The organism is Streptomyces sp. NPDC052101, assembly GCF_040680235.1.
GTDB lineage: Bacteria > Actinomycetota > Actinomycetes > Streptomycetales > Streptomycetaceae > Streptomyces.
In genome coordinates this window covers 267,018-282,015 of record NZ_JBFAWH010000004.1, presented here as the reverse complement: position 1 = coordinate 282,015, position 14,998 = coordinate 267,018, and the positions used below count along the sequence as shown (strand labels likewise).

The 14,998-nt window shown below is 73.3% G+C and carries 13 protein-coding genes and 1 pseudogene; 5 read left to right on the top strand and 9 right to left on the bottom strand.

Going from position 1 to position 14,998, the window contains the following annotated elements; all coding sequences use genetic code 11:
* Positions 1 to 26: 26 nt before the first annotated feature.
* Positions 27 to 110: pseudogene (locus AB0L75_RS11460) on the top strand (3-ketoacyl-ACP reductase); the annotation flags it as partial.
* A 92-nt stretch (positions 111 to 202) separates the two neighbouring features.
* On the opposite strand, the gene AB0L75_RS11455 reads toward AB0L75_RS11460, so the two are convergent.
* On the bottom strand, positions 203 to 1,894 hold the full coding sequence (locus AB0L75_RS11455) for a DUF885 domain-containing protein (RefSeq protein WP_365178754.1): 1,692 nt from the start codon (positions 1,892 to 1,894) through the stop codon (positions 203 to 205).
* 53 nt (positions 1,895 to 1,947) lie between these two features.
* Complete coding sequence (locus tag AB0L75_RS11450) at positions 1,948 to 2,433, bottom strand: Lrp/AsnC family transcriptional regulator (protein WP_365178751.1); 486 nt, start codon at positions 2,431 to 2,433, stop codon at positions 1,948 to 1,950.
* Between the two features lie 60 nt (positions 2,434 to 2,493).
* Between AB0L75_RS11450 and AB0L75_RS11445 the strand changes: the two genes are divergently transcribed.
* Positions 2,494 to 3,693, top strand: coding sequence for a PLP-dependent transferase (locus AB0L75_RS11445; protein ID WP_365178749.1), 1,200 nt, complete (start codon positions 2,494 to 2,496; stop codon positions 3,691 to 3,693).
* 90 nt (positions 3,694 to 3,783) lie between these two features.
* Here AB0L75_RS11445 and AB0L75_RS11440 read toward each other — a convergent pair whose 3' ends face one another.
* The 4 genes from AB0L75_RS11440 to AB0L75_RS11425 all read right to left on the bottom strand — a co-directional run bounded on the left by AB0L75_RS11440 (position 3,784) and on the right by AB0L75_RS11425 (position 8,745).
* Positions 3,784 to 5,232: a GNAT family N-acetyltransferase gene (locus AB0L75_RS11440; protein ID WP_365178746.1), complete on the bottom strand. Its 1,449-nt coding sequence runs from the start codon at positions 5,230 to 5,232 to the stop codon at positions 3,784 to 3,786.
* A 112-nt stretch (positions 5,233 to 5,344) separates the two neighbouring features.
* Complete coding sequence (locus AB0L75_RS11435; RefSeq protein ID WP_365178743.1) at positions 5,345 to 6,928, bottom strand: alkaline phosphatase D family protein; 1,584 nt, start codon at positions 6,926 to 6,928, stop codon at positions 5,345 to 5,347.
* Between the two features lie 229 nt (positions 6,929 to 7,157).
* Positions 7,158 to 7,988, bottom strand: a complete 831-nt coding sequence (locus AB0L75_RS11430; RefSeq protein WP_365178740.1) for an alpha/beta hydrolase — start codon at positions 7,986 to 7,988, stop codon at positions 7,158 to 7,160.
* A gap of 103 nt (positions 7,989 to 8,091) precedes the next feature.
* On the bottom strand, positions 8,092 to 8,745 hold the full coding sequence (locus AB0L75_RS11425; RefSeq protein ID WP_365178738.1) for an NAD(P)-binding domain-containing protein: 654 nt from the start codon (positions 8,743 to 8,745) through the stop codon (positions 8,092 to 8,094).
* A 122-nt stretch (positions 8,746 to 8,867) separates the two neighbouring features.
* Between AB0L75_RS11425 and AB0L75_RS11420 the strand changes: the two genes are divergently transcribed.
* Positions 8,868 to 9,752 (top strand): RNA polymerase sigma-70 factor, encoded by an 885-nt coding sequence (locus AB0L75_RS11420; protein WP_365178736.1) that lies wholly within the window; start codon positions 8,868 to 8,870, stop codon positions 9,750 to 9,752.
* Between the two features lie 240 nt (positions 9,753 to 9,992).
* Positions 9,993 to 10,754, top strand: a complete 762-nt coding sequence (locus AB0L75_RS11415) for a GntR family transcriptional regulator (RefSeq protein ID WP_365178733.1) — start codon at positions 9,993 to 9,995, stop codon at positions 10,752 to 10,754.
* A 119-nt stretch (positions 10,755 to 10,873) separates the two neighbouring features.
* Here the strand turns inward: AB0L75_RS11415 and AB0L75_RS11410 are convergent, their stop codons facing one another.
* The 3 genes from AB0L75_RS11410 to AB0L75_RS11400 form a co-directional block, all read right to left on the bottom strand.
* On the bottom strand, positions 10,874 to 12,028 hold the full coding sequence (locus tag AB0L75_RS11410) for an ROK family transcriptional regulator (RefSeq protein WP_365178730.1): 1,155 nt from the start codon (positions 12,026 to 12,028) through the stop codon (positions 10,874 to 10,876).
* Between the two features lie 115 nt (positions 12,029 to 12,143).
* The gene (locus AB0L75_RS11405; protein ID WP_365178727.1) at positions 12,144 to 12,800 is read right to left on the bottom strand and encodes a response regulator transcription factor; all 657 of its coding nucleotides are present in this window, start codon (positions 12,798 to 12,800) and stop codon (positions 12,144 to 12,146) included.
* A gap of 14 nt (positions 12,801 to 12,814) precedes the next feature.
* Entirely contained in the window at positions 12,815 to 13,969 is a 1,155-nt protein-coding gene (locus tag AB0L75_RS11400; protein WP_365178724.1) for a histidine kinase, read from the bottom strand.
* A 108-nt stretch (positions 13,970 to 14,077) separates the two neighbouring features.
* Between AB0L75_RS11400 and AB0L75_RS11395 the strand changes: the two genes are divergently transcribed.
* The gene (locus AB0L75_RS11395; RefSeq protein ID WP_365178721.1) at positions 14,078 to 14,998 is read left to right on the top strand and encodes an ABC transporter ATP-binding protein; all 921 of its coding nucleotides are present in this window, start codon (positions 14,078 to 14,080) and stop codon (positions 14,996 to 14,998) included.

Below are 14,998 nucleotides of genomic sequence, written 5' to 3'. Positions count from 1 at the left end.
GGGCCGTACGGCCGACCGACCCGGCGCTGCCGCTGCATGGGCGTGCCGCCCTCGTGACCGGGGCGAGCCGGCGGGCCGGGATCGGTTGTGCCGTGGCTGGCCGGGCGGCCGGCGGTGTACGTGCGTGAGGCGCGCGCGGGGAGCCGGCCTGATCCGGAGGTCGTCAACTCGGAAGGCGGCTCCCGGCGTTGACGTCGGGCGGTCAGAGCCGGGACAGCTCGTCCACCAGGTCGTCCAGGCCCAGCGAGCCCTGGGACAGGGCCGCCATGTGCCAGGCCTTGAGATCGAAGGCGTCGCCGTGCCGGGCGCGGGCGTTCTCGCGGCCCAGCAGCCAGGCCCGCTCACCGAGCTTGTAGCCGATCGCCTGGCCCGGAATCGTCAGATACCGGGTCAGCTCGCTCTCCACGAAGTCCGCCGGACGGCTGCTGTGCGCGCCGAAGAACTCCTGCGCCAGCTCCGGCGTCCACCGCTCACCCGGGTGGAAGGGCGAGTCCGCCGGGATCTCCAGCTCCAGGTGCATGCCGATGTCCACGATCACCCGGGCCGCCCGCATCATCTGCGCGTCCAGGTAGCCGAGCCGCTCCTCGGGGTTCGTGAGGTAGCCCAGCTCGTCCATCAGCCGTTCCGCGTACAGCGCCCAGCCCTCGGCGTTGGCACTGACGCCGCCGATCGTCGCCTGGTAGCGGGAGAGGTTCTCGGCCACGTGCGCCCACTGCGCGAGCTGGAGGTGATGCCCGGGCACGCCCTCGTGGTACCAGGTCGAGACGAGGTCGTAGACCGGGAAGCGGGTCTGGCCCATCGTGGGCAGCCAGGTGGTGCCCGGGCGGGAGAAGTCCTCCGACGGTGCCGTGTAGTAGGGGGCCGCGGCGCCGCCGGGCGGCGCGATGCGCGACTCCACCTTGCGTACCCGCTCGGCGAGTTCGAAGTGCGTGCCGTCCAGGTCGTCGATGGCCTTGTCCATCAGGCCCTGCAGCCACTCCCGGACCTCTTCCACGCCCTCGATGTGCCGGCCGTGCTCGTCGAGGTGCGCGAGCGCCACCCACGGGGTCTCGGCGCCGGGCAGGATCTTCTCCGCCTCCTGCTTCATCTCGCCGAGGATCCGGTGGAACTCCGCCCAGCCGTACCCGTACGCCTCGTCCAGGTCCAGGTCGGTGCCGTTGAAGTAGCGGGCCCAGCGCGCGTAGCGCTCGCGGCCGACCGTGTTCGGGGCGCCCTCGATCGACGGCGCGTACACGTCCCGCAGCCAGTCGCGCAGCTCCACCAGGGCGCCGGTCGCCGCGCGGGCCGCCTCGTCCAGCTCCGCGCGCAGCGCCTCGGGCCCGGCGGCGGCGAAGTCCTCGTACCAGCCGCGGCCCTGGCCGTCCGTGTCCGTCCACTCGGTGAGCTGCTGGATGTACGTCGCCGTCGGCCGCGGCGCCGCGAACAGCTTGCGGTCCAGGCCCAGTTGGAGCGACTCGCGATAACCCGCGAGCGCTCCCGGCACCGCGCGCAGCCGCTCGGCGATCGCCGCCCAGTCCTCGTCCGTCTGCGCCGGGGTGACCGTGAAGATGTCCCGCACCGAGTGGCCCGGCGTGCTCATGTTGCCGACCGCGCGCAGGTGCTCGTCCGCCTCGGACACGGCGAGTTCGGCGGTCAGCCGCTCCCGCAGCAGCCGCCCGCAGCGCCGCTCCACGTCACTGTCCGCTCCGGGCTGCCGCTCCGCCTCGTCCAGCTTCGCGAGGGTGGCCCGGGCCAGCTCCGCGAGGGCCTCCTGGCCCGCGGGCGAGTAGTCGGGCAGCCGGCTCGAACTCTCCTTCACGCCGAGGTAGGTACCGGTGACCGGGTCGAGGGCGATGAGGTCGTCCACATACGCGTCGGCCACCTGACGGGGCAGCGGGGTCTTGGTCTCAGACATGACGCCCATCCTTGTACGACGAGGATCTCCGCGTCACCCACGTATGGGGGGATTCAGCTCTGGGCGTGGCCGGGCGGCAGCAGCGGGCCGCACTCCCACTGCTGGAAGATCAACCGGGTCTCGACCCGCGCCACCTCGCGCTGCGCGGTGAACTCGTCGAGCACCAGCCGCTGCAGATCGGCCATGTCCGCGACGGCCACATGCACCAGATAGTCGTCCGGCCCGGTCAGATGGAACACCGTCCGCGCCTCCGGCAGTGCTCTGATCCGCTCGACGAACGGGCCGACCAGCTCCCGCCGGTGCGGCCTGACCTGCACCAGCAGCAGCGCCTGAAGCCCACGGCCCAGCTTGGCCGGATCGAGCCGCAGCTGATGGCCGAGGATCACGCCGGAGCGGCGCAGCCGGGTGACCCGGTCCAGACACGTCGACGGCGCCACGCCCACCTGCTCGGCGAGGTCGCGGTACGTGGTCCGGGCGTCGTTCTGCAGCAGCCGCAGCAGATGAAGATCCACCGGATCCAGTGCGACAGATTCGGCCATGGCTCGAACGTAACACGGTGTTCGAATTCAGTGAATCGTTCACTGTTCACCCTTCCGCCCATGGACACAGCGACCACCGGTGCCTACGACGGCGTACGCACCGCATCGAGAGCCCTGGCCACCGAGGCCGTGCACGCCGGCCGTGACGATCTCGCCCGCCAGGGCCTGCACGCCCCGCCGATCGACCTGTCCACCACCTACCCCTCCTACGACAGCCGCGCCGAGGCCGCCCGCATCGACGCCTTCGCCACCGACGGCGCCGACCCGGTCGGACCGCCCGTCTACGGCCGCCTCGGCAACCCGACCGTCGCCCGCTTCGAGACCGCCCTCGCCCGCCTGGAGGGCACCGAGTCCGCGGTCGCCTTCGCCAGCGGCATGGCGGCGCTCAGCGCGGTCCTGCTGGCTCGCTCTGCCATGGGCCTGCGCCATGTGGTCGCGGTGCGCCCCCTGTACGGCTGCAGTGACCATCTGCTCACCGCCGGGCTGCTCGGCACCGAGGTCACCTGGACCGACCCGGCCGGCATCGCCGACGCGCTGCGCCCGGACACCGGTCTGGTGATGGTCGAGTCCCCGGCCAACCCGACCCTGGCCGAGCTGGACCTGCGGGCCGTCGCGTACGCCTGCGGCTCGGTACCGCTGCTCGCCGACAACACCTTCGCCACGCCCGTGCTGCAACGCCCGGCCGAGCACGGCGCCCGCATGGTGCTGCACAGCGCCACCAAGTACCTCGGCGGCCACGGCGATGTGCTCGCCGGAGTGGTCGCCTGTGACGAGGAGTTCGCGGGCCGGCTGCGGCAGATACGGTTCGCCACCGGTGGTGTGCTGCATCCGCTGGCGGGCTATCTGCTGCTGCGCGGGCTGTCCACCCTGCCGGTGCGGGTGCGGGCGGCCTCCGCGAACGCCGCCGAACTGGCCCGCCGGCTCGCCGCCGACCCGCGCGTGGCCCGGGTCCACTACCCGCGGATCGGCGGCGCGATGATCGCCTTCGAGGTGCACGGCGACCCGCACGAGGTCATCTCCCGGGTCCGGCTCGTCACTCCGGCGGTGAGCCTCGGCAGCGTCGACACGCTCATCCAGCACCCCGCCTCCATCAGCCACCGCATCGTCGACGCCGACGACCGGCGCGGCGCGGGGGTGAGCGATCGGCTGCTGCGGTTGTCGGTGGGGCTGGAGGACGTGGACGACCTCTGGGCCGATCTGGACCAGGCGCTGGGGGAGCCCGCCCTGACGCCGGTGCCGCTGCGGGAAGCGGTGCGCTGAGCGGTACGCCGCCCCTGGTCGCGCCAGTTTCGGTACGGCTGTCTCGAAAGAGCGCCCGGGCCCGGCTCCCGCCCCGGCCCGGGCCGCGGATCAGTCCCGGCGGGCCGGGCCGCCGAGGTGCCGCTGGGCGGTGTCGTGCGACGGCCGGGCGGCGACCGGCGCGGCGTCCAGGCGGGCAGTGATGACCAGGGTGCCCTCCTCGATCTGGTAGTCCAGCGGCAGCCCGAGGCCGCGCATCGCCGCGACCATGCCGGTGTTGGACGCCTGCGTCACGGCGTACACGCTCTCGCAGCGGGCCTCCACGGCCATCGCCACCAGACGGCCGAGCAGCTCGCCGCCGATGCCGCGCTGCTGCCAGTCGTCCTCGATCAGCAGCGCGACCTCGGTCTCGTCGCCGTCCCACAGCAGATGCCCGAGGCCGACGATGCGGCCGGAGGCCGTCTGCGCGGCCAGCGTCCGGCCGAAACGGGGGCTGAGCAGATGGAGCAGATAGCGGTCCGCGTCGCCGACCGGGCCGTGGTAACGCATGCCCAGGGTGCGCGGCGAGCACCGCTCGTGCATCGCCTTCGCGGCGGGCAGGTCTTTGATGTCGACCCGGCGCACCGTGATGTCGTTGCCCTCGGGCAGCGTCAGCACGTCCTTGCCGCGCGGGATGCGCGGACCGAGCCGGTTGTCCAGCTCCACCAGGGCCCGGGCCCGCGCGAACTCGGTCGGCGTGAACGGCAGATACGGCCGCTCCAGGGTGAGCACTCCGCCCTCCGGCGCCCGCAGCCGCATCACGGTGTCCTCCAGCACGCCCTCGACCGGCACCGGCTCGGGCCCGCGGTCCCCGCCGACCGGTGTCCCGGGCAGCGAGCGGATCGTGCACCGGCCCAGCAACTGGCGTAGGGCCAGCGGCAGTTCGGCGGCATCGAGCGCGGTGCGCGCGGCCAGCCCGAGCACCCGGGTGGGGGCGTCGACCAGGTCGTGGGCGTCGGCGCGCTCGATCCAGGTGGACTCGCCGCCGGCCCGCGCGACCGCCCGGGTGATCTCGGCCGAGACCAGCGCGCCCGGCGCCCGCAGCAGGAACTCGTCCACCGTGCCGTCGGCCAGCGGGTGCGTCTGGAGGCTCAGGATGTCGACGCGCCGCTCGGCCAGCGCCGCGCACAGGGCCGCCAGCGAACCCGGCTCGTCCTTGACCGTGGTCCGCATCCGCCACAGGGCGCCGGCGCCGGTCACGTCGCCCGCCGGCCCGTCCGGCCGCTCGCGGGGCCCGGCCGTCCGCGTCTCGGCGGCCGGCCGGGCGCCGGTATCGTCGGCCGGCGGTGCGTGTCCGTGGTGCCGTGCCCACCAGGTGTGGAAGCCTGCCGTCGCGGCCAGCACCAGCGCCGAGATCACCAGCAGAGCGGGGCCGTCGGGACCGTGCCCGATCAGGTTCGCCACTCCGTCGGCCACCGCGACGGCGGTGAACAGGGCGGCCAGCTCCACGAGGTCGCGCCGCCAATGGTGCACGGGCCGGCCGTGCTTCGCTCGGGTCACATCAGAGATGTCTGCACTCATGCAACCACTGTGAAGGAACGGTGTTGCGTGATCACGAACTGATTGTGACCGATGGGTAAAGCATGCTCCGTCCTTTTTGTTCCATATTTGACGGTCGGTGGAGGGTGCGGGCCTACTGGCCGACCCGGCCGGGCTGGAGGGTCTGTGTGAACAGCACCGTGCCGTCGTACTCGCGCAGCCGGACCGTCAGTTCGCCGCTGTCGCCGTCGATGTCCACCTCGCCGAAGAACTGGTAGCCCACGGCCGGCGACACATTGGAAGCCGTCGGCGCCTTGACGAACACCCGGTCCGGGCCGAACGTGCCGTCCAGCGCGTTGGCCGGGAAGGCGCCGGCGTTGAGCGGGCCGGAGACGAACTCCCAGAACGGCTCGAAGTCCTTGAACGCGGCACGCGAGGGGTCGTAGTGCTGGGCGGAGGTGTGGTGCACATCGGCCGTCAGCCACACCGTGCCGGTGATCCGCCGGTGCTTGACGAAGCGCAGCAGCTCGGCGATCTGCAGCTCGCGGCCGAGCGGAGCACCCGGGTCGCCCTGCGCCACCGCCTCGAAGTCCGGCTTGCCCTCCACCGGGTCGGGCACGACCAGTCCGAGCGGCATGTCGTTGGCGATCACCTTCCACACCGCGCGGGACTTCGCCAGCTCCCGCTTGAGCCACTCCAGCTGCTCGCGGCCGAGGATGCCCACCGGGTCGGTGGTCTGGTTGTCGGGCGAGTTGGCGTTGCGGTAGGTGCGCATGTCGAGCACGAACACGTCCAGCAGCGGACCGTGGTGCACGACCCGGTAGATCCGGCCGTCCGGGCGCCCGCTGATCGTGGAGATCGGGAAGTACTCCGAGAACGCCTGCCGCGAGCGCAGCGCCAGGTCGTCGAGCCTGGTGCCGGCCGGGTAGGGGGTGCCGGTGCCGATGACCTCGCCCGGATACCAGTTGTTGCGGACCTCGTGGTCGTCCCACTGGATGATGTTCGGCACCTGGGCGTTGAACCGGCGCAGCGCCGAGTCCAGCAGGTTGTAGCGGAAGTTGCCCCGGTAGTCGTCCAGGGTGACCGCGACGTGCGACTTCTCCTCGGTGGTGAGGCTCCGGTAGACGCTGCCGTCGGGCAGGGGCGCGGTCGCGGCGATCGGGCCGTCGGCGTAGATGTTGTCGCCGCTGCACAGGAAGAAGTCCGGGTCGACCTTCGCCATGGCGTCGAAGATGCGGTAGCCGCCGATGGACTCGTTGATGCCCCAGCCCTGCCCGGCCAGGTCGCCCGACCACACGAACCGCACACCCCGGCGCCGCCCGGCCGGCGCGGTCCGGAAGGTGCCGGTCACCGGCTCGCCGGTGCGGCGCGGGTCGTCCGGGTCGGCGAGCAGTACCCGGTAGTGGATCTGCTCGCCGCAGGGCAGGCCGCGCAGCCTGGTGGTGCCGGTGAAGTCCGTGCCGGCGCCCAGCAGCGGCCCGTGCCATCTGCGCGGGTCGCGGAACGACTCGGTGGCCGAGGTCTCCACGATCATCCGGGCCGGCCGGTCCGAACGCACCCACACCAGGCCGGAGCCGGTGGTCACGTCGCCCGCCTGCACGCCCCAGCCGGCCTCGGGACGCCCGGAGCGGGCGAACGCCGGGGCCGCGCCGAGGCCGACGGGCAGGGTGAGGGCCGCCGACGCGGCGAGCGAGCCGCGCAGAACACTGCGGCGGGCGGGGAACGAACGGTCTGACATGGCTGCGCCTCCAGGGAAAGGATCCGGCCGGTGTGCCGAGCCAACACCTACGGGGACGCTGCGGCGCGCGCGGAAACCCGAAGTGAACAACGGACCTTGGGAAGACGGAGGGCCGCCGCCACCCGCAACTTGCACGCACGCGCGCGTACGGCGCCTCAGGCGACCGGGACCGGCCGCCGGCGAGCCGGGTTCGGCCGGTCCGTGGGTGGTGCCGCGTCCGTCGGCCGGTTCAGCGGCTGCCGTCCAGGATGACCCGTGCGACCAGGGCCGGGTCGTCGTTCATCGGGCAGTGGCCGCAGCCGGGCAGCCTCACCAGCCGGGCGTGCGGGATGAGCTGCTTGGCGCGCACGCCCTGCCGGCGTACGAGGAGCCGGTCCTGGGTGCCCCAGGCCACCGTGACCGGCAGGCCCGGCAGATGGTCGGTGAACCGGACGGTGGCGCCCGCCCGCAGCGTCGCGTCGAACCCGGTGGCGCCCACCAGCGCGAGCGTCTCGGCGACCACGGCCTGTGGGGCGCGGCGCGCGGGGCGTGCGTAGATGGTGCTCGTCAGCGCCGTACGGCCGGCCGCGGTGCGCGACAGGCGCTCCACCAGCGGCAGCGGGAGCCGCTGGGCGATGCCCCGCATCGCGAGCAGCACCGCGAAGGCGTACCGGCGTTCGGCGTCCGTCCAGAACCCGGCCGGGGAGAGGGCCGTGACGGACCGCACGAGCTTCTCCCGGCCCAGCTCCAGGGCGAGCAGGCCGCCCAGCGAGTTGCCCGCGACATGCGGGCGGTCCAGCTCCAGCGCCTCGAACAGGGCGCCGAGCACGGAGTCGGTGGTGGGCAGGTCGTAGGAGAGGCCGTCCGGCAGGCCCGGGGACGCGCCGAACCCCGGCAGATCCACGGCGATGACGTCGCGCTCGGTGGCGAGGATGTCCACGACCGGGTCCCAGGCCTGCCGGTGATGGCCGATGCCGTGCAGCAGGACCAGCGGTTCCCCGCGACCCACGCGCGCGTAGGACACGGTCACGTCCTTCGGGCCGTGTGGAGTGGGGACCTTGAAGGAGACGGTGGCGGACATGGGGTGCTCCTCGTCTGGGTGCTGACCGACGCTGTAGACAGCTTGTCAGCAATTGCTACCTGCGGGTAGCCCCCGATGGGCGTACGCCGCTCTGTGACGACGGTCAACCCGCCCGGCGCACCTCGATGTTGAAGTCCGCGGTCCCGAACTGCCGCATCATGGTGAGCCACAGCGGCAGATACATCTCCACCGTCCGCGCCGCGAGGATGCCGCCCAGGTCCAGCACCCGCTCCGCCGGCCACCCGAACTCCCCGAGCATGGCCGTCACCTGCTTCTTGGCCCCCGCGTCCTCCCCGCACACGAACAGATGGTGCGCGCCCGGCACCCGCCCCGGATCGACCATCACCTGACAGTTGACCGTGTTCAGCGTCTTCACCACGCGCGCGTGCGGGAAGGCCCGCTGGATCTGCTCGCCCACGCTGTCCGACTCAAGCGGATCCAGCCGCGCCTCCCCGTCCTCGAAGGCCAGCGGATTGCACACGTCCACCAGGACCTTGCCGTCGAGGTGCTCCGCGCCGGCCGCCCGCAGCGCGTCGAGAGCCACCCGGCCGCTCACCGCGTTGATGACCACCTCGGCCGCGGCTGCCGCCTCCGCGAACGTGCCCGCGCGGGCCCGCTCCGCCGCGGCCGTGGCCCACTCCACCGCCACCGGGTTGTCCCTGGTACGAGACCCGAGGGTCACCTCGTGCCCCAGCTCCACCAGCCTGCCGCCCAGCGTGCGGCCCACCTCGCCCGTGCCCAGCACCGCATACCGCATCGGCCACCTCCAGGTCACCGGCCGCCGACCCCCGGCGGCCCGCGGTCATTGTGATCCGCACCGGCGCCGGACGGGCCGATTCCGGCTGGACACACCCGGTGCGTGTCGGATGGGATGGGCCGGTGACCGCCGACACCGCGACCGACGTCTTCGAAGACCACCGTCCGCTGCTCATGGGCGTCGCCTACCGCATGCTCGGCCGGGTGGCCGACGCCGAGGACGTGGTCCAGGACGCCTGGCTGCGCTGGTCCGGCGCCGACCGCGCGAAGGTCCGCGAACCCCGCGCCTACCTGGTGCGCATCACCACCCGCCTGGCCATCGACCGGCTGCGCCAGGTGCAGGCACGCGGCGAGGCGTACGTCGGTCCGTGGCTGCCGGAGCCCTACCTCACCGAGTTCGGCGACACCGCCCCGGACACGGCGGACCGCGTCCTGCTCGCCGACAGCGTCTCCCTCGCCGTCCTGGTCGTCCTGGAGTCGCTGTCGCCGCTGGAGCGGGCCGTCTTCGTGCTCAGGGAGGCGTTCGGCTACCCGTACGCCGAGATCGCCGCCCTGCTCGACCGCGGCGAGGCGGCCGTACGGCAACTGGCCGGGCGGGCGCGGCGGCACGTCGACGAACGCCGGCCGCGCTACGAGGTCGACCCGGCCCGGCGACGCGAGCTGACCGACCGCTTCCTCGCCGCCGCGGCAGAAGGCGACCTGGACGGCCTCATGTCCCTGCTCGCTCCCGACGTCCGCCTGGTCAGCGACAGTGACGGCAAGGCCCGGGCGGCGCTGCGGATCGTGCACACCGCCGACAAGGTCGCCCGCTTCCTGGTCGGCGTCGCAGGGAAGCTCCCGCCGGCCCCGTCCCTCCGCCTGCTGGAGGCCAACGGGGGCCCGGCCGTGCTGATCCTTTCCGACGGCAAACCCGACAGCCTGTTCCAGCTGGACATCGCCGACGGCCGCGTCACGACCGTGTACGTCGTCCGCAACCCGGACAAGATGCGGCACCTCGCCGACTCCTGAGTCACCCGCGCCCCGCGAGCCCCTGTCCTGCGACGGGGGCTTTGCCGCGATGTCACACACACCGCCGCACACGAACGCCTCGTGAACGCTCCGCGGCAGGTCACGTCCGGGTTGCGCAAGGGATCGAGGATTGGTCTTGACCAAGGGTGAAGGCCGCCCTATGGTCGCAGAGAAGTGCAACAACCTTTAATAAACAAGGGCGCTAAAAACCGCCGGATCACGGCTCTTGCGGAGGACAGGGTGGGGACCACGCAGCTGGAATCGGTACCAGAACCGAAGTACTGGCATCTCAAGACCGTGCTCACCGAGGCACTGGACTCGGAGTTCTCGGTCGGCGAGATCCTGCCCAACGAGCGCGATCTCGCCGCCCGCTTCGGCGTGGCCCGCGCCACGCTCCGCCAGGCCCTCGAACAGCTGGAGCTGGAGGGCCGGCTGCAGCGCCGCCGCGGCGTCGGTACGACCGTCGCGCCCCCGCGCGTGGGCGTGGCCGTCGGCACCGAACAGCACACCTGGCCGGGCGCCGCCTCCGACGACTGGCAGCCCGTCGACTGCGACCAGGCCGCGCCGCCCGCGGCCGTCGCCACGGCCCTGGAGACCGGCGCGGACGAGCCCGTCCACACCGTGCGCCGCTCCCGCATGTCCCACGGCCAGCAGGTCGCCACCGAACTGCTCTACATCCCGGCCGCCGCCGTGCCCGACCTCACCGCGATCGACGCCCCGTCCGGCCCGGCACGCGCGCGTGCGGTGCTGCGCGAACTCCAGCACCTGACGCTCGAGGGCCAGGACCGCGCCGTCGAGCTGGGCTCCGCCCGCGCCGACGACGCCAGGGAACTCGACCGGCTGCCCGGCTCGCCCGTCCTGGTCGTCACCACCCGCTTCTTCGCCGAGGGCCGCACCGCCGCCCTGTCGGTCGCGACCTACCGCGCCGACACCTGCCGACTGACCTTCGGCGACTCACCCGACGTGGAGATACACCACGACCCGGAGCGCCGGGCTTCCTGATCCCCCCAAGGGGCGCGGGGCTGCATCAGATACGCGGCTCCGCCGCGCGGGCGCGACCAGCCACGACGCTGCCGCGGTCGCACGATCACCCCGCACCCCATGCCCTGCCCGGCGCCGGCTCAGCGCCGCGTCACCGCACCATCCAGGGCGAACAACTGCTCCTCCACATGGTCCAAGGCCAAGCGCAGCGCCCCCGTGGAGACGGCCGCCTCACCCAGCACGGACAGCGTCACCCGGGGCGGCCGCAGGCAGTAGCGGGCCAGTTCGCGGCGCAGCGGTTCCAGGACGCCGTCGAGACCGGCCGCCCAGCCGCCGATCACCACCAGCTCCGGATCGAGCGCCAGCACCAGCGCGGCCACATCGTGCACCAGCCGCTGGTTGAACCGCTCGACGGCCGCCCGCGCCCGCTCGTCGCCCTCCCGGGCCAGCGCGAACACCTCGGCCACCGCCTGCTCGTCCAGCGGGTGCAGCGGCTCGTCCGTCGTGGACAGCAGTGTCTCCGGAGTGGCTTCCCGGCCCAGCAGATGCAGCGCGCCGATCTCCCCGGCGGCGCCGCCGTAACCGCGGTGCAGCCGCCCGCCGATCAGCGAACCCGCCCCCGGGCTCAGCCCGGCCAGCACGAACACCACGTCGTCCGTGCCGGCCGCGGCGCCCTTCCAGTGTTCGGCGACGGCCGCCGCGTTGGCGTCGTTCTCCACCAGCACCGGGCACTTGAAGGAACGGCTGAGCCGCTCGCCCAGCTTCAGGCCCGTCCACTGCGGCAGCGCCGTGCTCAGCCGCACCGTGCCGTCGGTCTCCACGATCCCGGGCGTGCCCACGCCCACGGCCCGCAGCGAGCCACGCGCGACCCCGGCGCGCCGCAGCAGCTCGGCGACCACGCCGCGCAGCCGCTCCAGCCGCTCGTCCGCCGCCGCCGTCTCGGCGACCTCCTTGGCCTGGCTGCCCAGTACCCGCCCGTCCAGATCGGACAGCAGCGCGGCGACCCGGTGCGGACCGATCTCCAGGCCCAGCAGATGCCCCGCCTCGGCCCGGAACCGGAACCGGCGCGCGGGCCGCCCCTGACGGCGTGCACTGCCCTCGTCGGCCGCCGTCTCCACGACGAGCCCGCCCTCGATGAGCCCCTCGACGACACCCTCGACGGTCGGCCGGGACAGCCCGGTGACCCGGGTGATCTCGGTGAGCGTCGCGCACTCCGTGGCACGCAGCGCGTGCAGCACCACCGCGGAATTGATCCTTCGCAGCAGCGAGGGATCGCCGCCGGTCAGCTGCGCCACCGTCCGTCCTTCCAGCTCGCGGGCGTGTTGGCCGGATCGTACTCGGCCCGGCGCACCCCGGCGAGTGCCGGGCTGTGCACGGATGCCCGACCGGCAGGGCGCGACAGCAGCCGGCTCAGCGCGGCTCGACGAACCCCGACTCGTACGCGGTGATCACCGCCTGGGTGCGGTCGCGCGCGCCGAGCTTGGCCAGTACGGCGCTCACATGCGACTTGACCGTCTCCGTGCCCACGATCAACCGGGCGGCGATCTCCGCGTTCGACAGCCCCCGTGCCATGAGCCGCAGCACCTCCGCCTCCCGCTCCGTCAGCCGGGCCCGCTCCAGAACGGCGCGCGCCGGCCGGTCGCCGTCGCCGTACCGGGCGGCCAGGCGCCGTACGGAAGCCGGGAACAGCAGCGACTCGCCCTCCGCGACCAGCCGCACCGCATGCACGATCTCGGCCGGGCGGGCCCGCTTCAGCAGAAACCCGTCGGCACCCGCACGCAGCGACTCGTACACGAACTCGTCGTCCTCGAAGGTCGTCACCACGAGGATCTTCGGCGGCTCGGGCACGGTGCGCAGCACCACGCGCGTGGCCTCGATGCCGTCCAGCAACGGCATGCGCACGTCCATGGCGATCACGTCCGGCCGCAGTTGCCGCACAAGGGGGACGACCGCGGCCCCGTCGGCAGCCTCGCCCACCACCTCGATGTCGGGCTGCGCCTCCAGCACGGCCCGCAGACCCGCGCGGACCAAGGGTTCGTCGTCGACGAGGAGTACGGTGACCGGCATCCGGCCAGCCTAGATCAACGCAGCGGCAGCTCCGCGTGCACCTGCCAGTCACCCCCGTCCGGGCCGGTGCGGGCCTTGCCCCCGAGCAGGGCGGCGCGCTCGCGTATCCCGCGCAGGCCGCTGCCCCGCCCGGGGCCGGGTATCGCGCCCGGCAGGGGATTGCGCACTTCCAGGGCGAGCGCGCCGTCCTCGACGGCGACCCGGACCAGCACGGGCACGGCACCGGCGTGCCGCAGCACATTGGTGAGCGCCTCCTGCAGGATCCGGTACCCCTCGCGGGACACTGGCCCGGGCACGGCCGCGACCGGACCCGTCACCTCGGCGTCGACCTTCGCCCCGGAGGCCCGCGCCGACTCCAGGAGCCGGCCGGCCTCGGCCAGCGTGGGCCGGGCGCTCACCGGCCGACCGGCCTCGCGCAGCACGCCCAGCACGCGCTCCAGGTCCTCCAGGGCAGCCCGGCCGGTCTCCTCGATGGCGTCCAGCGCACGGTCGGTGAACTCCGGGTCGCCCGCCGCCCGCGCCGCACCGGCCTGCACCACCGCCACCGTCAGGGCGTGTCCGATCGAGTCGTGCAACTCCCTTGCGATACGGGTGCGTTCCAGCAACTGCTCGGTGCGCTCCTCCAGCGCGGCCAGCCGCTCGGCCGCGGAGGGGCCCAGCAGGCGGCGCGCGCAGACCGTGATCAGCATGCCGAGGCCCACGACCACGCCGTACAGGACGAGCAGCGGGAGCGGCGTCAGCAGTGCCCAGGCTCGGTGCGCCGGCAGTTGGCCCAGCACGGGAAGCCCGGACGGCGCCCGCCCCCAGGCGGCCCGCGCCAGCTCGAACGCGACGACGAGCAGCCACACCGTGACGAACATGCTGATCCAGCCCAAGACCCAGCGCAGCTCCAGCCACACCACCGTGCGCGTCCGGTCCCGCCATGTCGCCGACGGCGCCTCGGAGATGCCCGGCTCCTGCTCACCGGGCGTCAGCAACAGCCGCGCCTGCACCCCCTCGCCCCTGCGCACGGCGGGCACGAGGCCCAGCGGGACGAGCACCACGGCCGGGACCCAGGGCTTCGACATGTCGATGAACATCCACATGCTCTGGATCAGCATGGGCACCCACTGGTGCAGCAGGCGCGTGTACGTCGTCCCGCGCAGCAGCGGGCGCAGGAAGCGGACCATGGGGACATCGTCGCAGGCTGCACCGACAACGGTCCTCCCCCGCACGGGGGAGACGCTCTCCACGGACGGGGGAGGCCCCGAACTCCCCTGAACAGCAAGGCTGGTGCCATGACCAGCATCGACGTACGCGACCTCAGCAAGGAGTTCGGCGGACGGCGGGCCGTGGACCAGCTCACCTTCAGCGTGCGCCCCGGCCGCGTCACCGGCTTCCTCGGCCCCAACGGCGCCGGAAAGTCCACCACCATGCGCCTCGTCCTCGGCCTCGACCGGCCCACCTCCGGCACCGCCACGATCGGCGGCCAGGCCTACGCCACCCTCAGCGAGCCCCTGCGCCGGGTGGGCGCGTTGCTCGACGCGCGGGCCGCGCACGGCTCCCGTACCGCCCGCGACCATCTGCGCGCCCTCGCCGCGAGCAACCGGATCCCGGACCGCCGGGTCGACGCAGTCCTGGAGGAGACCGGACTGGCCGCGGTGGCACGGCGCCGGGTGCGGACGTACTCCCTCGGCATGCGCCAGCGGCTCGGCATCGCCGCCGCCCTGCTCGGGGACCCCGAGGTGATCCTGCTCGACGAACCCGCCAACGGCCTCGACCCCGAAGGCATCGTGTGGATCCGGACCCTGCTGCGGCGGCTCGCCGCCGAAGGCCGTACGGTCCTGGTCTCCAGCCACCTGATGGGCGAGACCGCCGCCTTCGCCGACCACCTCGTGATCCTGGGCCGGGGGCGCCTGCTGGCCGACACACCGGTCCGGGAGTTCATCCACGCGCGCGTACGGCCGCACGTCAGGATCCGCACCACCGAGCCCGGCGCGCTGGACGACCTGCTCGCCCGGCACGGCCTCGACGCCACCGCGGACCCCGACGGGGCTCGGACCGTGCGGCACGCGCGCGTGGACGACCTCGGCCGGCTCATGGCTGAGGCGGGCGTCCCCGTCCTGGAACTCACCGCACAGGACGCCACCTTGGAAGAGGCGTATCTCGATCTGACCGCGGCCGAGGCCGAGTTCACCACACTGCCCCAGGAGGCCTGA